Annotated in this window: 18 protein-coding genes; 8 read left to right on the plus strand and 10 right to left on the minus strand. The window is 61.1% G+C overall.

What is annotated here, in order from left to right; genetic code table 11:
* The first annotated feature begins 39 nt into the window (after window positions 1–39).
* Genes IC66_RS0107740 through IC66_RS0107750 form a run of 3 tightly spaced genes read left to right on the plus strand, consistent with a single transcriptional unit; the run spans window position 40 to window position 3307 of the window.
* Window positions 40–1905 carry an HAD-IIIC family phosphatase gene (locus tag IC66_RS0107740; protein WP_157158036.1) on the plus strand — a complete coding sequence of 622 codons (1866 nt, stop codon included), beginning with the start codon at window positions 40–42 and terminating at the stop codon, window positions 1903–1905.
* A gap of 11 nt (window positions 1906–1916) precedes the next feature.
* A complete protein-coding gene (locus tag IC66_RS0107745) occupies window positions 1917–2858 on the plus strand; it encodes a class I SAM-dependent methyltransferase (RefSeq protein ID WP_038947254.1) in 942 nt (313 codons plus the stop codon).
* Complete coding sequence (locus tag IC66_RS0107750; RefSeq protein ID WP_049806483.1) at window positions 2858–3307, plus strand: VOC family protein; 450 nt, start codon at window positions 2858–2860, stop codon at window positions 3305–3307. Before IC66_RS0107745 ends, IC66_RS0107750 begins: the two co-directional genes overlap by 1 nt.
* 44 nt (window positions 3308–3351) lie before the next feature.
* Here the strand turns inward: IC66_RS0107750 and IC66_RS46135 are convergent, their stop codons facing one another.
* Window positions 3352–4200, minus strand: coding sequence for a hypothetical protein (locus IC66_RS46135; RefSeq protein ID WP_157158037.1), 849 nt, complete (start codon window positions 4198–4200; stop codon window positions 3352–3354).
* Between IC66_RS46135 and IC66_RS46140 the strand changes: the two genes are divergently transcribed.
* Both IC66_RS46140 and IC66_RS0107760 read left to right on the plus strand, forming a co-directional pair.
* Window positions 4195–4503 (plus strand): hypothetical protein, encoded by a 309-nt coding sequence (locus IC66_RS46140; RefSeq protein ID WP_157158038.1) that lies wholly within the window; start codon window positions 4195–4197, stop codon window positions 4501–4503. The genes IC66_RS46135 and IC66_RS46140 overlap by 6 nt on opposite strands.
* Window positions 4504–4948: 445 nt before the next feature.
* A complete protein-coding gene (locus tag IC66_RS0107760; protein WP_038947257.1) occupies window positions 4949–6412 on the plus strand; it encodes a hypothetical protein in 1464 nt (487 codons plus the stop codon).
* 6 nt (window positions 6413–6418) lie between these two features.
* On the opposite strand, the gene IC66_RS0107765 is transcribed toward IC66_RS0107760, so the two are convergent.
* From IC66_RS0107765 to IC66_RS0107795, 7 genes are all read right to left on the minus strand, one after another.
* The gene (locus tag IC66_RS0107765) at window positions 6419–7630 is read right to left on the minus strand and encodes a glycosyltransferase family 4 protein (RefSeq protein WP_038947259.1); all 1212 of its coding nucleotides are present in this window, start codon (window positions 7628–7630) and stop codon (window positions 6419–6421) included.
* Window positions 7627–8394 (minus strand): class I SAM-dependent DNA methyltransferase, encoded by a 768-nt coding sequence (locus IC66_RS0107770; RefSeq protein ID WP_038947260.1) that lies wholly within the window; start codon window positions 8392–8394, stop codon window positions 7627–7629. The genes IC66_RS0107765 and IC66_RS0107770 overlap by 4 nt, the downstream gene beginning before the upstream one ends.
* Window positions 8391–9509, minus strand: coding sequence for a DegT/DnrJ/EryC1/StrS family aminotransferase (locus IC66_RS0107775; RefSeq protein ID WP_038947261.1), 1119 nt, complete (start codon window positions 9507–9509; stop codon window positions 8391–8393). Before IC66_RS0107775 ends, IC66_RS0107770 begins: the two co-directional genes overlap by 4 nt.
* Window positions 9506–9952 (minus strand): hypothetical protein, encoded by a 447-nt coding sequence (locus tag IC66_RS0107780; protein WP_038947262.1) that lies wholly within the window; start codon window positions 9950–9952, stop codon window positions 9506–9508. Before IC66_RS0107780 ends, IC66_RS0107775 begins: the two co-directional genes overlap by 4 nt.
* Window positions 9953–10068: 116 nt before the next feature.
* Window positions 10069–11310 carry a CgeB family protein gene (locus IC66_RS0107785; RefSeq protein ID WP_244429090.1) on the minus strand — a complete coding sequence of 414 codons (1242 nt, stop codon included), beginning with the start codon at window positions 11308–11310 and terminating at the stop codon, window positions 10069–10071.
* A complete protein-coding gene (locus IC66_RS0107790; protein WP_038947264.1) occupies window positions 11258–12571 on the minus strand; it encodes a hypothetical protein in 1314 nt (437 codons plus the stop codon). The genes IC66_RS0107785 and IC66_RS0107790 overlap by 53 nt, the downstream gene beginning before the upstream one ends.
* Window positions 12558–13913 carry a hypothetical protein gene (locus IC66_RS0107795; RefSeq protein ID WP_063712056.1) on the minus strand — a complete coding sequence of 452 codons (1356 nt, stop codon included), beginning with the start codon at window positions 13911–13913 and terminating at the stop codon, window positions 12558–12560. The genes IC66_RS0107790 and IC66_RS0107795 overlap by 14 nt, the downstream gene beginning before the upstream one ends.
* A 327-nt stretch (window positions 13914–14240) precedes the next feature.
* Here IC66_RS0107795 and IC66_RS0107800 point away from each other — a divergent pair, with 327 nt between their 5' ends.
* The 3 genes from IC66_RS0107800 to IC66_RS0107810 are packed head-to-tail and all read left to right on the plus strand — an operon-like array spanning window position 14241 to window position 16879.
* Window positions 14241–15302 carry a Gfo/Idh/MocA family protein gene (locus IC66_RS0107800; protein ID WP_038947266.1) on the plus strand — a complete coding sequence of 354 codons (1062 nt, stop codon included), beginning with the start codon at window positions 14241–14243 and terminating at the stop codon, window positions 15300–15302.
* The gene (locus tag IC66_RS0107805; protein WP_038947267.1) at window positions 15299–15769 is read left to right on the plus strand and encodes an acyltransferase; all 471 of its coding nucleotides are present in this window, start codon (window positions 15299–15301) and stop codon (window positions 15767–15769) included. Before IC66_RS0107800 ends, IC66_RS0107805 begins: the two co-directional genes overlap by 4 nt.
* Before the next feature lie 12 nt (window positions 15770–15781).
* Window positions 15782–16879 carry a DegT/DnrJ/EryC1/StrS family aminotransferase gene (locus IC66_RS0107810; RefSeq protein WP_038947268.1) on the plus strand — a complete coding sequence of 366 codons (1098 nt, stop codon included), beginning with the start codon at window positions 15782–15784 and terminating at the stop codon, window positions 16877–16879.
* On the opposite strand, the gene IC66_RS0107815 is transcribed toward IC66_RS0107810, so the two are convergent.
* Both IC66_RS0107815 and IC66_RS47055 read right to left on the minus strand, forming a co-directional pair.
* Window positions 16876–18159 (minus strand): glycosyltransferase family 4 protein, encoded by a 1284-nt coding sequence (locus tag IC66_RS0107815; RefSeq protein WP_083859272.1) that lies wholly within the window; start codon window positions 18157–18159, stop codon window positions 16876–16878. The two genes, IC66_RS0107810 and IC66_RS0107815, sit on opposite strands and share 4 nt — an antisense overlap.
* Entirely contained in the window at window positions 18089–18397 is a 309-nt protein-coding gene (locus IC66_RS47055; protein ID WP_049806485.1) for a hypothetical protein, read from the minus strand. The genes IC66_RS0107815 and IC66_RS47055 overlap by 71 nt, the downstream gene beginning before the upstream one ends.
* Between the last annotated feature and the right edge of the window lie 196 nt (window positions 18398–18593).

Consider the following 18593-nt stretch of genomic DNA (forward strand, 5'->3'; position numbering starts at 1 on the left):
ACGAGCGAGCCTGCCGTGATCAAGCCGATGATGAGGTGGTTGCCACAGCCCACGGCAGGTGACATCGAGCGAACCCGCGGCCTTAGCGGCAGCAGTGTCGCCGAGCTGATTCGCCTGGCGCAGTACGAATGGGATGCAGGCGGCTTGCGGCGGCTCGCAATGGGCCTCTCCGGCGTTCAGGATTCGACGGGACAGAACGGCCTGCAAGCCGTCCGCGTTCTGTTGCTCTCGAATTCGACCGCGCGGCATATAAGAGAGACGCTGATCGGCACCGGGCTCCGGCATGGTCTGCGTGTCGATGTCATGATCTCGGAATACGAAGATCCTGAGGTCTTGCTGGAGCGCGATCGTGACGGCATCGTCGCGTTCGGTCCCGATATCGTCGTTCTTGCGATGGACGTGCATGCGTTCGGCCTGCGGCCGGCGCCCGGGAATCCCGAGGCCGCCGCGGCAATCGCGGACCGGGCGCTCGATCGCCTGCGTGCCATCCGCAAGCGCATCGGTTCGTCGCTCAAGAGGCCCGTTATCTTTCAGACTTTGACGCCGGATCCCGCGCACGTCAGGCTGCATGTCGACCGGCTGATACCGGGCTCGCACGTTGACCTCGTCGGCCGGGTGAATGCTGGATTGTCCGAGTTCGTGAGGTCCAGCGGCGACCTTTTGCTCGACGTTGCAATGCTGTCCGAAAGGACCGGGCAGGACAATTGGCACTCCGCACGGCACTGGGCACTGGCCAAGTATCCGTTCGCGCCAGAGAATGCGCCGCTCTATGCCGAGCACCTGGTCAGGTTGGTCGCGCTGAAATTCGGCAAGTCGCGCCGGGTTCTCGTGCTCGATCTCGACAACACCATGTGGGGCGGGATCGTCGGCGACGACGGCAAGGAGAATCTGCTGCTCGGCCCTGGAAGTCCGGTTGGGGAGGCTCACTGCGCGCTCCAGGCCATGGCGAAGGAATTGCGTGACCGCGGCATCGTGCTCTGCGTGTCCTCCAAGAACGAGGAGAGCGTTGCCCTGGATGCTTTCCGCACGCATCCGGAGATGGTGCTGGTCGAGGAAGACATCGCCGTTTTCCAGATCAACTGGGCCGACAAGGCGGCCAATCTACAGGCGTTGTCCGAGATTCTGAGCCTTGGTCTCGATAGCTTTGTCTTCCTGGACGACAATCCCGCGGAACGTGCCCAAATCCGCTTTGCCCTGCCTCAGGTCGCCGTGCCCGAAGTGCCCAAGGATGTGACGGAGTGGCTCCCGGTGTTCCAGTCCGCTTGCTACTTCGAGGCCACGGGATTTACGGCCGAGGATCGTGACCGGGCGGCATATTACCGGGCCGATGCCCGTCGCACGGCCCAGCTGAAGTCGTTCGCGCGTCAGGAGGACTATCTCCAGTCGCTCGATATGGAATTGCAGGTCAACCCGTTTGATGCGATCGGGCGCAAGCGGATCGCGCAATTGATCTCCAAATCCAACCAGTTCAACCTGACGACCCGGCGCTATTCGGAGGCTGATGTCGCGTCCGCCGAGACCGATCCGCGCCGCATCACCATGCAGATGCGGCTCAGCGACACGTTTGGTGACAACGGCATGATTGGCGTCGTCATCGCGGACGTCGGCACCGATGCGATCGAGATCGATACCTGGTTGATGTCGTGCCGCGTCCTTGGACGTGGCGTCCCCGAGGCGACATTGGATTTGCTGGTTGCGCGTGCACGGGAGCTGGGCAAGGGGGTCGTGCGCGGCATCTACATCCCGAGCAAGAAGAACATGATGGTCGCCGATCACTACCGCAATCTGGGATTCGAGCTGACCGGCGAGCGTCCCGGTGGCGAGACCACCTGGGAGCTCTCGGTGAGAACTTATCAGGACAAGAAGCCGCCCATCCGCATTCGCGATGCCGTTGGCGCGCATTGAGGGAGAATATCTTGAGCACGGCATCAAGCCTGATCGATGAACAGCGTTTTCCGCAGCTCGCCGCACTGATGCGGATTCAGTATGAGCGGACGCCGGCGCATCGTGCCTATCTCGAGACGCGGTTCTCGCATGCGTCGGCCGAGGACTTCACCACGCTCGAGGAGCTGGCCAGCCAGATTCGACAGATCGCCCGTTCGCGCCTTGGCGAGATTTGCGACGGATACGATTTCATCTGCAAGATCGTTCGGGAAGAGGAGATCTTCTTCCGGCGGAAGGGGCGATACAGGCTCCAGACGTTCGAGGAAGCCAATCGCCTCGTCTATAGCGATACCGAATACATGGGCCACTACATGGATGGCCTGCTGTTGACCCAGATCTACTGGTCGAACCACACGGCTTGCTATCAGTTCTATCGCAACGTGTTTCTGAAGCAGGCACCTGCCAATTACGACTATCTTGAGATCGGTCCGGGGCACGGGCTGCTGCTCTATCAGGCGCTCAAGGACGAGCGGTCCGGCAGTGTGAAGGGCTGGGACGTCAGCAAGGCGAGCATCGGCCAGACCTGGGATGCGCTGACGGTCATGGGCATGTCGGGCAAGAAGCCCGAGCTCGTTCTACAGGATCTGTACGCGGTGCCGGACGATAGCGCGAAGTTCGATTGCCTCACCTTCTCGGAGGTTCTCGAACATCTGGAAGATCCCAAGGGTGCCCTGATCAAGTTGCGGTCGCTGCTCAAGCCGAGCGGCCGACTGTTCGTGAATGTTCCGATCAACAGCCCAGCGCCCGACCACCTGTATCTGTTGCGCTCGCCGGAAGACGCGGTCGAGGCGGTTCGTGCGGCCGGTTTCGAGATTGAACGCGCGGAGTTCTTCCCGATGACGAACCACACGATGGAGCAGGCGCGGAAGCACAAGCTGACGATCTCCGCCTGCATCATTGCAAGACCGGACTGATGTCGTCTCCCGCGCGCCCAGAATTGATCTTCGACCATGTCGGCCTGGTCGTGCGGGACGTGAAGTCCGGCTTTGCCAATGTCTGCTCTCTGCTGCCGATAGTCGCGGCCACCAAGGTCTATGACGATCACGTGCTTGGCGTTTCGGTCCAGTTTCTGCGCGACGCCGGTGGCGTGATGTTTGAGCTCATTGCGCCGTTCGGGGACAATTCTCCGGTGGCGAAGATCGCGGCGTCCGGCAGGGGCGTGATCAATCAGGTCGCCTATCGGGTCGGGAATCTGGCGGTCGCCGCCGACTATTTCCGGGCGCGCGGTGCGACGCCAACGGGTGCGGCAAAACCCGCGATAGCCTTCGACGGCGCCCCGGTGCAGTTTTTTCTGACCAAGGAGTTCGTTGTCGTCGAGCTGATCGAGAGCGAAGGTGCTTCCCGCGAATTTGTTCCGGTTTAGAGGTCCGTCCGGCCGCGCGACGACGTCCTGATCGTGGGCTTGGGTCAGCTGGCGCGGCGAAGACCGTCGCGCGCTGCTTCGAATGCACTCTGCACGCAGGATAAGACCGCGGGGCCGATCTGGCCGGCATCGAAATGGCCGGAAAATCCGAAGAGGGATTGAAAGCCCTCGACCTCATAGCCGCCTTCGGGGACCTGTGCGGCCGTGGGGAGATAGCCGCAAAGCGATCCGAGATAACCTGCGTAAAGGCGGATGCATCCCGGTGGCTTGGGCATGGCTTTCCCGATCTCGGTCTCCCACTCGACCGACGGTTCGGCCGACAGGCCGACGATCTCAAGCGCGTCATCGAATCCCAGAACCTGCGCGCAGAGGGGCTTGGGCGGCGCCTTACCGTGAAAGAAGTTGTCCAGCGGGATGCTGGCTGAACCGACCCGCAGCTGCTGCGGGTTGAACTTTCTTGCCGCGGGCCGCTGCGCGATCTCGTCCAGCTCGCTCGCGAGGCTGTCGCTCCAGCGACGCCAGTCATCCACGGACAGGGACGGGAACAGATTTCCGAAGAACACAATTCGCACCAATCGCTGGAAGTGCTCGCGAAGGGGAATTGCGCGCGGTGCGGGCACGATATGCGGTCTGATGTTGCCGCAGAATCCCGTCAGGAACAGACACGGGATGGAGCCGAGCCGCTGGCGAAGCCGTTCGCGAACCTTGCCGGGAAAGTCGGCGCTGATCGCATCGGTCGGGATGACTGCCGTCGGGTGACAGGTGTAATGCCAGAGCAGTGCAATGGGCCGATCGTCGCGGACGTCCCGCATGAGCAGAACGGTCGCGAGCTCGTTCTTCGGCCCCTTCGGGTTCGGCGAGAAGGCGATGCTAGTCAGATTGAAGCCGTGCATTCTGCCGATCGTCGGGAACGGCCAGTAGCGCCGGCGGTTGATCGCGTGCCGGAGCTGGCCCTCGAAGATTTCGAACGAGACTTCCGCAGGCTCCTGTCTCTGGACTTGTCCGACAAGTTCGTCGACGGCATCGCCAAGCTCTGCAACATACCGCTCGTCCGGAACGCCGAGCGCTGCGCAGGCCTTGTCGGTCGCGGGAGCGCCATGTGTGTGGGTCGCTTGCAGAACGATCTCGTCGCGGCCGAAGCCGCGCTTCTCGAGCTTGCTGACCACGAGATTCTGAAGCTCCGAGCCGACCTGTAGCAGGTCGAAGGAAAGAAGAAGGGCTCGACGGCCAGGACCCTCGAACAAGATTGCTCCGACCTCGATGGGATCGAGAATGTCGGCGCAGAGGGCGGTTCGGGATGGATAGCCCGCAAGCCGGACCGGGCGGTCGCGCGGCGTGATGTCCCGGTGGCCCACTCGCGCAAGGATCTTCGACAACGTTCGGCCCTCTGTCATCCCGATGGAGCGCGTGTCACTACCCAATTCCGCAACGTTCGTCCAAGCCGGAATCTGATTGCTTGTGCGCGGACGAGCGGAATACTAAGGCTAACCCGGCGATGGAACAGCGGCATATTCGGAGCGGGACAGTGATTGGCCAGACGTGCCATTTCCAGCAGATCGAACTGCCTCGCTCGTGCACGTCGTGACGCAATCCGGCCCAAGCCGCGTTCGCCGCATCCTGGGTGGGTGGTCGGCGAATTCGATGATCGTTCTGCTCGCGCTCACGCAGCAGATCGTTCTCATTCCGTTCTTTTTGAGGTATCTGGGGCATGAAACGCTCTCGGCGTGGCTCACGATCTTCGCCGCGGGGAGCCTGGTGCAGGCTGCCGACCCCGGCCTCCATGCGTGGAGCCTGAATCGTTTTCTCTCCTTCAAGTCGCAAGCAGACGCCGATCGTCGCACGCGCCGCTACTTCGCCGGTGTCCTGCTGCTGTTCATTGGCGTCGTCGCGGGCCTGATCGCCATTATCGGCATCCTGCTGGTGCTGGTGAATCCCGCCGGCGTCCTCGGGTTTCGCAACGAGCCTGGCTTCGACCTGACATTCGCCATCGTGACGCTTGGTCTTGCGACCACGCTGCCGGTGAACCTTGCCAGCTCTCTCTTCCGGGCCCGCGGTCTGTACGGCCGCGTCGTCGCTGTGCAGGCGTGGGGGACGGGTCTTGGCCAGCTCGCGCAGGTGATCGCGGTCTTCCTGACAGGCAATCTGCTGGTCATGGCACTCGCGTTCGTTGCGGGGCAGGTCGGCGTCTCCGCGTTCATCCTCTTCTCCGACCTGAGACGGCAATTCCCGTTTCTCAGCGGGCTGCCGCGGCGTGTCTCCTGGAGGTGGGCGAGGGCACAATTCGCCGGTGCATTTCCGTTCGGCGTCATGAATTTTGCCGAGGTCGGAATGTCGTACCTTTCGGTGCTTCTCGTCGGAGCCCTCGTGTCCGACCGGGCGGCGATCGCCCAATGGGTGCTCACCAGGACCGTCGCGAATTTCCTGCGCGGCCTCTGCTACCAATTCTCGCTGCCGATTGCGGCGGAGCTCGGCCACGACCACGCCGTGGGGGCGCGGGACAGCCTGCGGGCCCTGTATGCGCGAGGGCTATTCATCGTGACCTTCACGGTCAGCCTGATCACGGGTGGCCTGTTGTCGTTCTGGCGCGAGTTCTTCGAGCTCTGGACTGCGGGCGCTATTCCATATGATGCGACACTGGCCATCGTGCTGATCGGCGGCACCTGCCTCGTCACGCCGGCAACATTCGCCATGAGCTACGCAAGCTACAGCAACAGGGGCACGCTGCTGCTGTGGACCAAGTCACTTCAGATTGCGATCTTCTTCGGCCTTGCGGCGTTCCTGATTCCGGCGCTTGGCCCGCTGGGGGCCGCGATCAGCCTAACGTCCGGCGATACGGTGGGTCAGCTGGGGGTCCTGTTCTCGCTTCTGCTCGTCCAGACACTGCAGCACCCGCTTCGACATGCGGTGCTTCTGTTCGGAATGATGCTGGCGGTCGTCGCTGCGGGATTGGGGATGGGGATGCTTGCGCGCTATGTGGTGCCCGCAACCGGATTTATCGGTCTGGTCCTGCAATGCACCGTGTGGCTCGCCGGCATGGCGCTGATCTGCTCTCCCTTGGCAAGAAACGGCATCCGGAACAAGCTCATCGCGAGCATTCCGCATTGACTGTTATCAGCGGGGCATCAGCGCAAGGCGATGCTTGAGGCGGTCCATCTGCTGCCCGAAATGCTGTTGACCGAGCTCGGTCTCGCTGGCGAGCTGCTGCAGCCGCCGCTCACCCGCCTTGCGCAGCCGCAAGGACGTTCCTTCGGTCCGCAAGCTGATGATCGCGTTCGCCAGCGAATCCGGATCGTCATAGTCGAACAGGATCGCGGCATCGCCTGCCTGTGCCTTGAACGCCTCGGGATAGATCACGGGCGTTCCTACGGCCCACGCCTCGAGCGGGGGCAAGTTGGTCGGACCGAAATAGCTGGGCATGACGAGGGCCGCCGCGCCCCGATAAAGGGCGGCAAGCTCGGAGGACTCCACGAAGCCCAGTATCGTGACCTGGCCGGCAAGCCCGTAGGCGGCGATCGCCGCGTCGATCTTTTCGCGGCCGCCACGATCCGATCCGCACAGCACCAGCCGCTCAGTCCGGCCCTGCTCGCGAAGCCTCGCAAGAGCCGACAGCAGCGTGAGATGGTTCTTGTGTGGCCAGAACTGAGCCGGGTAGAACAGATAGTCGCGTTCGAGCCGATACTTTTTCAGCACGGCGTCGTCGGCGCCGCTGTCGGTGCTACCGGCCGATGAGACATAGATCGAAGGGGAGAACGGGATCGAGACCATGCGCGATCTCTCGACGGCATAGCGCCGCGAGAGATCCTCGACCAGTTCCGGTGCATTGACCAGCACAAGCACCGCCTTCATGCTGCCGAGGCCGAACAGGATTTCGCGTCGCTCGAACTCTCCGAAAGCGCGCACTTCCGGGAATTCTGGAGCGTCACGATGGCAGCCATCAAAGATCGTGATGATGAAGGGAAGCTGATAAAGCAGCAGATGCCGCTTCGAGGTCGACGTGAAATGCACGACGTCGATGCCGTCACGGATCAGAGCGCGCTCGAAGGGTGACTTCAGCTCCAGCCCAAGCTGCACGAGGTCAAACGGCTTGCAATATTTAAGGAAGAGGAAGGCGTAATCGAGCATGCCGAATTTCAGCAGGCGTGCCTTGATACCGAACTCCTTCAGGATTTCCTGGGTTTTCGGATAGGGCGAGTAGACGACAATCTCATTGTTGGACTTGGCGGCCCAGTCGCGAAGCCAGAGGACGTCGTTCAGCGGCTGCTGAAACCCGCCGCCGACCTCGAGGGCCTGCTCCAGCATCACCGCCAGTCGCAACGGTCTCACGGCGACAGTCTCTTTCTGGCGATCGAATAGGCGGCCCAGGTCTTGGAGTTCGGCGTGTCTTCGGTGAGCCAGGCGTAGTTGCCATCCGGCTCAAATCCGCTGGCCCTGAGGGACGCTTCGATCTCGAACGGAAACCAGTAGCGCATGCGGTGCGTCTCGTCGACGCGACGGATGATCGAGCGGTCGGTGTCCTCGCAGAACAAGGTGTAGTTCACGAAGACCGTGGCGTCGGCCTCATCATGGTCCGATTGCGCAATGCGGGTCAGCCGCAGTGGCTTGCGCTCGATCACCTTGACCCGGGTCTCGACGCCTTGCGCCAGCACGGCGCCGCCATACCAGTAGTCGAAGAGATAGACCCCACCCGGCTTGAGCGCCGCGTGGGCCGTTCTGAACAGCGCCTCGAGTCTTGCGAGATCGCGCTGGTAGCTCGCCACGTGAAACAGCGACACGACCGCATCGCAGTCGCGCTCCGGGCCGATCTCGCAGGCATCGCCCTGGCGGAAGGGAACGGGCAACCCGGCATCGGCCGCACGGGTCCTTGCCCTGGCGACCATTTCCTCGCTGAGATCGACACCGGCAACGTTCCAGCCGCGCCGGGCAAATTCGATCGCATGCAGGCCCGTGCCGCAGCCAAGATCGAGAAGCTTGCCTGATGTCACAGCGTGGCCGCGCAGGCGCCGTTCGACGAAATCCGCTTCGGACGCGTAATCCTTGTCCTGGTACACAAGATCGTACCAGGGGGCATAGTCCGCAAACACGGTCACGCCAAAATCTCCTTCAGCGCGTTCGCTGACCGGGCGATCTCGTCCTCGGTCAACGCCAGCCCGCTCGGCAGATAGAAGCCGCGGCGGGCGATGCGTTCGGCGACCGGGTGCGACTCGTCGAGCATGAAGCCCATCCGGCGCAGCACCGGCTGCTCGTGCATGCACCAGAAGAACGGCCGCGTGCCGATGCCCTTCTCGCCCAGACGCCGCATCGCCTCCGTGCCGTCGAACGGAACGTCGTCGTCAAGGACGATGGCGTAGACCCAGTAGATGTTGTCAGCATAATTGGTGCGGGCCACGGGACGGCGGATACCAGCCACGCCCTCGAGATGCTCGTCATACAGCCTGCCGAGCCTGCGCTTGAGTTCGACCGTGCGGGGCAGCTGTTCGATCTGTGCGACGCCGAGCGCGGCCTGCAGGTTGGTCATGCGCGCGTTCCAGCCGAGCTCTTCGTGGATGAAGCGCTGCTGCGGCTGGAAGCAGAGGTTGCGCACGCTTTGCAGCCTGTCAGCCAGCGCGTCGTCGTCGGTGAGGATCATGCCGCCTTCACCGGTCGTGACGTGCTTGTTCGGATAAAAGCTGAAGGTCGAGACAGCGCCGAAGCTGCCGCAGGGCGCACCGCGATAGGTCTGGCCGTGCATCTCGGCGGCGTCCTCGATGACCTCCAAGTTGTGCTTGCGGGCGAGCGCTAGGATCGGTTCGAGATCGACCGGCAGGCCGTAGATGTGGACCAGCATGATCGCGCGGGTGCGCGGCGTGAGCGCAGCTTCCACGCCTTCGACGGTCATGTTCCATGTCGCAGAATCGCAGTCCACCCCGACAGGGACGAGGCCGGCGCGGACCACGGCGGCGGCGCAACTGATGATCGTGAAGGTCGGGATGATGACTTCATCGCCGGGTTCGAGCCCGAGGGCATGGACTGCGATGTCGAGCGCGACAGAGCCGTTGGTCACGGCAACGCCATGGCGCCGACCTGCGACGCGAGCCATCTCCTGCTCGAAACGCTTGATGAACGGGCCTTCCGACGAGATCCAGCCGGTACGAACGCATTCAGCCAGATATTCGGCTTCGTTGCCGTCCAGCAGCGGGGTATTGACGGGGATGAAGCCGGTCACAGGCCCGGGCCCTTGATCCGAATTTGCGACGCGTCGACTTCGTCGAACCTGGTCTTGTCGTTCTCACCGGAATAGGGGCCCTGCTTGACCTCGAACATCTCGACGGGCTCGAGCACATGAAAACCATGTGCGCCGCTGCACAAGAGAATGATGTCGCCAGCACACAGAACGCGGCTCTCGAGATAGTCTTCGCTCACGGTGTAGAAGTCGACCTGGAGCTTGCCCCTCTGGATCAGCAGGACTTCCTGCGTGTAATGCACCTCGCGCGTCACCTTGTTGTGGCGATGCGGCGCGATGCTCTTACCCTCTGGATGGCTCATGAACGCGAGCTGCTGCGACAGTTCGGGCGTCGAGAAGAAATGGATGCCCGCCTCGCGAAACGAAGCGCGCACGATGATTGCATAGAGCTGGTCGCCGAATCGGACGTGTTCGACGTGTTCCATCTGCCGTTTTTCCAGAATACGATTATATTACAACGCGTTAGCGTTTGTGCCGGCGACTTTGGCCATTTTCCCCGAAATCGTCAAGAGTAATGCCCGCTTTTCGGATTTTACCGCGTTTACTGAATGAAGCGGAGAATTTCCTCGACGCGCCCGCGGAACGTGTGCTTCGCCAGCGTCTGCTTCTGCCCGTTCGCGGCAATCTCCATGCGCTTCTCGTTGTCCCCGAGGTAACGCTCGATGGCCGCGGAACATTCCTCACGCGACCGCCAAACCGCCACGTCCCGCTCCGGTTTGAAGAGAGTGTGCAGATTTCGCTTGAAGTCGGTCAGCAGAAAAGAGCCGACGCCGGTGGCTTCGAACAGCCGCATGTTGCCGGCCTCCTCGCCGGCCATGTCGATGTGGGAATTCAGGCTGATCCGCGATCGTCGCAGCACATCGTACATTTCGGAACCCCATACTTCGCCCTGAAAGCATCGGCGAAGCGGAGAAGTCACGGGGAGCGAGTTCGGAATGTTGCCCCATAGCTTGAGGTCGTGGCGCTCTGCGACGAATTCCAAAAGCGCGATCCGGTCCCGGTGATCCTCCGATACCGAACCGACGAAGGAGACATCGATGTCAGGAGTGGGCGCCAAAGACAGCGCATCCAGGACGGCCGGCTCGAAGGCAAGGTGGCAGACCTCCGCGCGAACGCCGGCCGCCCGAAACGACCCGACAACCCTGGGCAGCTGCGAGAGCATCAGGTCGTACGCGTTCCAGTCCTCTCCCTTGGTCGGCTCGATGCCGACCTGTCCGATCACGACGCGCACGCCCAGATCCCTCATGCGTCGCACCAGTCCGGTGCTGACGTAGAAGACGTCCTGGTTGAGGATGAGCTCCGGCTTGAAATCCTCGATCTGCGCGAGCACGACGCGTTCGGCCTGCTCGCTCAGCCGCGGGCTGAGGCCGAGCCGTCGGGCCCACGGCCGCAGCGCCGGCTTCAGCGGCGCGATGGTACGCTGGAGCCAGCCAGGTAGCCGCTGCTTCCTGCTGGCGCCAAGACCGGCGTCCGTGCCGAGCGTCATTCCGTGCTCTCGCGCCCAGGCCGATTGCAGGGACAGATTGTTGACGTGGACGTCGGCGGCCTGGTGGCCCAATGCCGTGAAATTGCGCGAATAGAAATCCGCGACGCCGAACAGGCTCGCGTTTCGCGCGGCCATCTGTTCGGCGTAACTGGCCGTATCCAGTCCGGGGTGACGACCATATAGCCACGCGAGGAACCGCGGATAGTCGGCGTTCAGGACGAGCGTGCGCATCGAACTCCAGTCCTCACGACGTTGATCGGTGCTGCAGATCCGCGAAAGCGTGTCGCGGCAGAACATACCAGAGCAAAAACAAGATGGCGGCGCCGTTCGTTATCATCAAGACGGAAAGCGGTACGTTGAGGAATATCTGCGTCACCATCGCGCTCGACAGGATGATGAACCGGGGCGGCAGGCCCTCCGAGAGGTGATTCCCAATCGAGAGAATGAGTCCGGCGAGAAGCGCGCTCGCCGGTGCCAGAATGCTGCCGACTGATGCGACCCCTTCGGTCGCGAGAAAAGATGCATTGAGATTACCCGCCGGGTAACTCTTCGCAATGACCAGAGAGAGTTGCTCGCTGTATGGGCAGGTGACCAGACGCTTGATCACCGAGATCTGACAGAAGTGCGTGAGGTCATGTCGCGAGAAGAAGTCGTTGTAGACGTCGAGTGCGATCGATGGATAGGCGATCATTCGGAAATTGATCGTTCCGAAGTAGTTCAGGTAAATCGACCGCGGAACCGGTCCGTACTCGGACAGTATTGCCAGGACGACTCCCAGCGCTATCGGACCGAGCAGTGACACGATGACTGCAACTCTTGGCTCGAGGCGGGTGGAGATGAACCACAGGAGACCGAGCCAAGCCGGTGCAAACAGGGCTGTCTTGGTCAGCGTCACCGGATAAAGGGCTACGAAGAGGAGCAGTATCGCTACCGCGGCGGTGCGGGCCCGCATTTCGATGCAGCAGGCAAAGGCGAACGGGAGCAGCGCTCCTAACGCAATTCCCATGGCGTATTGAAGGAGGGGCGGAAATCTCAATTCGTCCCGGAATTGATAGATGTCGGTAAACCCCACCAGTTTGAAATTGTAGAAGACGCCAGTGGCGACGATCGCCAGGGTTACGGCGGCAATCGCAGCGATGAGGAGACGCAGAGTTTTTACAGAGATCGTGTGTCTCGGCTTGATCGGCCATCTGAGAAAGAGGGTGGGGACCAGAAATGCTGCGGCAGAGATGATCGCCGAAAAGACAGGCAGGCTGTGATCGTATTCCAACTTCGAAAAAGGAGTGAGGCAAACGTAACCGAGAACCGCTGTGTAAACGTAGAACGAGAGTAGATAGCCAAAGCTGAATCTTGCGAAGGCCATCATGCATCCCACAGCGACAACAGGAAGTGCGAGAAGCACTGCATGGCCGATGTGAGAGACGTTCCAGCTGAAGAGGTGGAGATAGCCGTACAGCTGCAAGACTACCGCGAGCGAGACACAGCAGGCGACCGTGTGAATCGCAAGAAGTGCAAGTAAGGGTGCCTGCGACGTGTTGAACTGATCAGAAATTGTCATCGTCGTCGTGGCCCTGAGAGGATGTCGGCCCGGCATTTTGCAGTACAGCGCGCGGTGCAATGTACCAGAGTAGAAAAAGGACTGCTGCGCCATTGGTCACGAGCGCGATGGTGAAGGGCACGTTCAGGAAAATATGGAGCTGCAATCCGCCTGACACCAGCACGAAACGTTCTGGGAGTTCGGCGGAAGCGCGGTTCGCGAGGCTGATCACCAGCCCACATACGAGAGCCGCGACAGGCGCGAGGAGGGTGCCGACCGACGCGATACCCTCCGTCGCAAACAGCGAGGCGTTGAAGAAACCCAGGCGATAGCTATCCTGCATGTAGATGGAAAGCTGATCCGTGTACGGGCATGATATGAGCATCTTGATCACGCCGATCTGGCAAAAGCGCGTCAGCTCGTGGGTTGAGAAAAAATCGTTGTAAAAGTCGAGGGCGCTCGCGGGCATTCCGATCATACGAAAATTGACGGTGCCGAAATAAATTAGGAAAGGGTACTCTGCCAGCAGCCTAAGCTTGTGCGCCAGCACCAAAATCAATCCCGCGGACACCGGCAGGAGAAGCGAGAGAACGGTCGCGGTTCGCGACTCGAAATAGATCGACAGGAGCGTGAGAAACAGCAGCCAGCCCGGCGCGAGCAGCGCGAGTTTCGTCAGCGTGATCGGATAAAACAGCCCAAGAACCAGCAGGCAGATCGCTGCATATGCGTACCGCTTCGTCTCATAGAAGCTGGCATAGGCAAACGGCAACAGGGCTCCGCAAACGATGCCGATGGCGTACAGAAGGGGCCTAGGAAGCGTGATTTGCTCACGATACTGGTAGATATCAAGCGGATTGACCAGCTGCCGGTTGAAGGTCGCCCCGATCGCGAGAACAACGGTCGATATCGCTAGAATGCCCCATAGAAGAGTGTCGAATTGCCGGGCCGTTAATTTCAATCGCCAGGGAAAAGCCGGGCGATCGAGGAGCAGCGCGGGAATGAGAAATGCGGCCCCGGACACAAAGGCTGAAATTGCGGCTGTGCGATGATCGTAGTGAAATGTCGAGAACTCGATCAGCCAAAGATAGCTCAGGATCAGCGTGAAGAGATAAAAGCCGAGTGCATACCCGAAGCTGAAGCGCTGCCTTACGAACAGAACCGAAAACACGGCAAATGGCGCGGCCACGGCTGCCGCGGTTAGCGCGCGAGGTAGGCTGCTCTCCGCCAGGGGCAGAAGGCGCCGATAGTATTCACCCACGAAAATCAGGGAAACCCAGCAAGCCGCGACGTGGCACACGATCAGGATGGTCAGTCGGTATCGGACATCCGACAGCGACGGCGCTGAAACGTCGGTGCTTTTCATCGGTGGGGTTGCGTCCTGCAGAGTATCGCGTGCTCCGTATCATGGAAGGTGCGGCGTGGCCACAGATAGCCGAGCCGATCTGTGGTCGGCCGCCGACCTGGAGTTCCGGCTCCGGTTAGGAAGCGCGGTTAGGCACTTGGCGCCTTCGCGACCCCGCCGGCGGTGGCGGCCTGAGGTCTTCCGGAGCTCGTTTTGCACAGCCGGCAATTCAGAGCAGGTGCATTATTGGCTTGATTGATAACGGAATTTTCGAATATAGGCTTTTACTTCAGCGCGCGGTCAGGACGAATATTTCGTGCGGCAGTGCCGATCGTGAGGATGACCTGAATGATCAGATTTGGCCTGCTCGGTTGCGGACGTATCTCGAAGCGTCACTCGGAGTTGTTGGGGAGTGGTCAAATCGAAGGCGCGCGCCTCGTGGCGGTCTGCGACAAGGTCAAGGCACGCGCGGATGCCGTCGCCACGAAGTTCTCGGTCCCGGCCCATGACGATCTGAACGAATTTCTCGCGCGTTCCGACATGGACGCCGTCGCGGTTCTGACGCCGAGCGGCATGCACCCGGAGCACGCGATCGCCTGCGCGCGGGCGGGCAAGCACGTCGTGGTCGAAAAGCCGATGGCGCTTCGGCTTCAGGATGCCGACGACATGATCCGCTCCTGCGATGAGGCTGGCGTGAAGCTGTTCGTGGTGAAGCAGAATCGTTTCAACGTTCCGGTCGTCAAGGCGCGCGAGGCGCTGGACGCCGGAAGATTCGGGCGGCTTGTCCTCGGCACCGTGCGGGTGCGCTGGTCCCGAGACCAGTCCTATTACGATCAGGACGCCTGGCGCGGCACCTGGGCCTATGACGGCGGTGTGCTGACGAACCAAGCTAGTCATCACATCGACATGCTGGAATGGTTCTTCGGCGACGTGGTGAGCGTCCACGCCCGGGCAACCACCGCGCTCGTGAAGGTCGAGACCGAAGATACGGCGGTGGCGACGCTGAAATTCCGGAACGGCGCGCTCGGCATCATCGAGGCGACCACGGCGGTTCGTCCAAAGGATCTCGAAGGCTCGCTCTCGATCCTGGGTGAGAAGGGAACGGTCGAGATCGCGGGCTTCGCGGTCAATCAGATCAGGCACTGGAATTTCGTCGATCCGCTGCCGAGCGATCAGGTCGTAATCGAGAAATTCTCGGTCAATCCGCCCAACGTCTACGGCTTCGGCCACCATGCCTATTACCAGCACGTCGTTGATTGCTTGTTGAATCAGCGCGCCGCACTGGTCGACGGTCTGCAAGGCCGCAAGAGCCTTGAGCTGATATCTGCTCTCTACGAGTCGATCGAGACTGGGCAGGAAGTAGCGCTTCGCTTCGAGCCGCGGCGGAGCAAGCTCGGAGTGCTCTCGTGAGCGGCCAGCCGCAAGTTCACCAGGTCGGCGTGCGCGATGTCAAATTCGGTCAGCGCGTCAAAATGGTCGAACCTTGCAATCTCTATGGCTGCGAGATCGCCGATGATTGTTTCATCGGCCCCTTCACCGAAATCCAGGCCGGCGTCGTTGTCGGCGCTCGCACGCGAGTGCAATCGCATGCGTTCATCTGCGAATTGGTATCGATTGGGGAAGATTGCTTCGTCGGGCACGGCGTTATGTTCATCAACGACACGTTTGCGACCGGCGGGCCAGCGCGCGGACGTCGGGAATTGTGGCGCTCGACGAAAATCGGCAATCGGGTTTCGATCGGCTCGAACGCCACCATCATGCCGGTATCAATTGTGGACGACGTCGTGATTGGAGCCGGCTCAGTGGTCACAAAAGACATTACCGAGTCCGGCAGTTACGCCGGAAATCCTGCCCGCCGCCTCAAGAGCAAGACCTAGGGAATAGCAATCATGCCGGTACCTTACGCGGATCTCGGGCTCCAATATCAGTCAATCAAGGATGAGATCGATGACGCGATCGCGGCGGTCGTCCGCGACAGCGCCTTCATTCGGGGGCCTTATGTCGATGCCTTCGAACGAGAGTTCGCGACCGCCGCGAGTGTCGAGCACTGTGTGTCCTGTGCGAACGGCACCGACGCGCTCTACCTCGCGATGGCGGCGCTGAAGGTCAAGCCGGGCGACGAGGTCATCACGACGGCGCATTCCTGGATATCGACGTCCGCGATGATCACTCATGCCGGCGCGCAGGTCGTGTTCTGCGACACCGATGGCGAGACGTTCACGATCGATCCTGCGGCGATCGAAGCGGCGATCACTCCGAGGACCGTCGGCATCATCCCGGTGCACCTTTTCGGCCAGCCGGCCGACATGGAGGCGATCATGGTCATCGCGCGCAAACACGGCCTCTGGGTCATCGAGGACTGCGCCCAGGCGCATTTGGCGCAGTACAAGGATCAGCCGGTCGGGACGTTCGGGGTGGCCGCGACCTATTCATTCTATCCCGGCAAGAATCTGGGCGCTTTCGGCGATGCCGGTGCGGTCGTGACTGGTGACGCTGCGCTCGCCGAGCACATGACCATGCTGGCTCGCCATGGTGGCCTTGTGAAGCACAAGCATCTGATCGAAGGCATCAATAGCCGGCTCGACGGAATGCAAGCGGCGATCCTGTCGGCAAAGCTCAGGCATTTGCAGGCCTGGACCAAGGCGCGCCAGGATGCTGCGGCAGTCTATGATGCCGGCCTTAATCAACTCGAAGGCGTGGAGGTGCCTCGCGTAGCGCCCGGCCGCACTCATGTTTATCATCTCTATACGATCAAGCACCGGAAGCGCGACGCTCTCGCGGCGTATCTGGCCGAGAATGGGGTGCAGACGGCGATCAACTACCCGACGGCCCTGCCATTGCTTCCTGCCTATTCGCGACTTGGACACAAGCCTGAACAGTTTCCGATGGCCTTTGACGATCAGAACAAGATTCTTTCGCTGCCAATGTTTGCGGAAATCACGCGCGAGCAACAGGAAGAGGTCATCAGGCTGATCAAGAACTTCTAGTCGTTGCTCTCGCGCAAGCGCTGCACGATGTCACGGTAGCGCTGAGTTGATGATTGCTGGCTGTACTTCAGCGCAACGACGGCCGCCTTGCGGCCGCGCTCGAGCGTCTCCGCACGATCAGATGCGGCAGCCGAGATCGCCTGCGCCAAATTGATCGGATCCTCCGGGGGGACGACCCAACCAATGTCCTCCTCAGCAACGGCAAGCCCGGCTTCCGAATTCGGTTCCGTTCCAACGATGACGGCCCGCCCGACGGCGAGGAGATTGTAGAGCCGGCTTGGGATCGAGACCCCGGCGACATTTCGCCGGTAAGGGATGATCCAGACGTCGGCCATCGCAAGGAATTCAGCAAGCTGTTCCTCGGGCACCGGATCCAGCAAGGTTACGTTTTTCAGATTTTCCGAGGCGTGAAGGGCTTTCAGTTCGTTCCAGCCCATGCCCCAGCCGGACAGGACGAAGTGTATGTGCCTCTCATGCTGGAGAAGCCGTGCGGCTTCAAACACGGTGCGAGGCGCATGCGTGAAACCGAGATTTCCGCAGAGCCCGACGATAAACGAAGCCGAGAAGGGGTTCCTGAAATCGCTGGCGTCATTAGGCTCACGGAACCCGATCGGCAGCAATGTCCAGTTGGGCACGAAATGGATGGTATCTGCAAGCACGTGTTGATAACGCAGCAGCAGCGGAGGGACGTCACGGCCTATGACGAAGATTGCGTCCAAGGATCTAAACAGCCAGCCATTGGCCATACGCAAGAGGCGTGTGACGAGCGATGTCGGGCGCGCCAGGCCGGCAGCCATCAGAGCCTCCGGGTAGAGATCGTAGATCAGGAGTGCCGTCCTAGCGCCCCGAAGCCTTGCTGCAAGTGTAATCGCGTAGGGTAGTGTAAAGGGGCTGGTGACCGACATCACAACGTCACCCGGCGTTGCGCGTCTATAGACGCCCCAGAACAAACGTATCGCTAACGCGGAACTCGCGATGAGGCGCCTGACGAGAGCCTGTTTGGGAGGTCTCCAATTTGCGATCTCGACCACATCGGGCGTGTCGCTGCCGGAGTTCTGCTTTGCAGAGCCGTATGTCCCCGACAGGACAACCGTGTGCATGTCGAGTGCGATCGCATTGGCGATCGCACCGAGATAGATCGCTGTCGTGCTCGGGTCGGGCGGATAGTATTCCGTTGCGAGAATGAAGCTAGGAGCTTTTGCCACGCCGCTATCCATTCCGCAGCAGCGGCAGGATGAAATCCCGCAGAATTCCGTCGCGGCCTGGAAGACCTGCTGCATGCGCAGCTTCGAAGGTCGAGGGCCCTCCGCTCGCGTCGCCTGGAAATTTGTTCAGAAGGTCGATGGTCATGCCAGGCTGCGCCATGCGGCGTTCACTGACACGCAGGTACCGCTCGATGCATCCGTAGGGATGAGACGGACCATATTCGAAAGCACCGATGCGTGCACCCTGCGCCTCTGGTTCACCCGCCATCCAATCGTGCAGCCGATGTATGTCGGTCTTCTCATGGAAACCCATCGCTATGCTCGACTGTGGGTAATCACAAATGCAAAATAGCCGGCTTCGTTGGTCTCTTTGACGGCCTCAATCGCGCTTCGGTCCAGTCGAATTTTCGACCTCGCACAAATAGTCGGTGTCAACAGTTGGAATGCTGGCGTGATCGGAGAAGACAGCCGGGCGCAGCGGTTGGACAATCGCTGGGCTCTCTCTGTCG

It is taken from the genome of Bradyrhizobium genomosp. III, from assembly GCF_000261705.1.
Taxonomy (GTDB): Bacteria; Pseudomonadota; Alphaproteobacteria; order Rhizobiales; family Xanthobacteraceae; genus Bradyrhizobium; species Bradyrhizobium ottawaense.

What these genes read in the sequence shown, in the direction of transcription:
- IC66_RS0107750 (WP_049806483.1), top strand. Translation starts at nt 2,858, where the DNA reads ATGTCGTCTCCCGCGCGCCCAGAATTGATCTTCGACCATGTCGGCCTG.
- IC66_RS46135 (WP_157158037.1), bottom strand. Translation starts at nt 4,200, where the DNA reads ATGCACGGCTTCAATCTGACTAGCATCGCCTTCTCGCCGAACCCGAAG.
- IC66_RS0107760 (WP_038947257.1), top strand. Translation starts at nt 4,949, where the DNA reads ATGATCGTTCTGCTCGCGCTCACGCAGCAGATCGTTCTCATTCCGTTC.
- IC66_RS0107780 (WP_038947262.1), bottom strand. Translation starts at nt 9,952, where the DNA reads ATGGAACACGTCGAACACGTCCGATTCGGCGACCAGCTCTATGCAATC.
- IC66_RS0107785 (WP_244429090.1), bottom strand. Translation starts at nt 11,310, where the DNA reads ATGTTCTGCCGCGACACGCTTTCGCGGATCTGCAGCACCGATCAACGT.
- IC66_RS0107790 (WP_038947264.1), bottom strand. Translation starts at nt 12,571, where the DNA reads ATGACAATTTCTGATCAGTTCAACACGTCGCAGGCACCCTTACTTGCA.
- IC66_RS0107795 (WP_063712056.1), bottom strand. Translation starts at nt 13,913, where the DNA reads ATGAAAAGCACCGACGTTTCAGCGCCGTCGCTGTCGGATGTCCGATAC.
- IC66_RS0107800 (WP_038947266.1), top strand. Translation starts at nt 14,241, where the DNA reads ATGATCAGATTTGGCCTGCTCGGTTGCGGACGTATCTCGAAGCGTCAC.
- IC66_RS0107810 (WP_038947268.1), top strand. Translation starts at nt 15,782, where the DNA reads ATGCCGGTACCTTACGCGGATCTCGGGCTCCAATATCAGTCAATCAAG.
- IC66_RS0107815 (WP_083859272.1), bottom strand. Translation starts at nt 18,159, where the DNA reads ATGCAGCAGGTCTTCCAGGCCGCGACGGAATTCTGCGGGATTTCATCC.
- IC66_RS47055 (WP_049806485.1), bottom strand. Translation starts at nt 18,397, where the DNA reads ATGGGTTTCCATGAGAAGACCGACATACATCGGCTGCACGATTGGATG.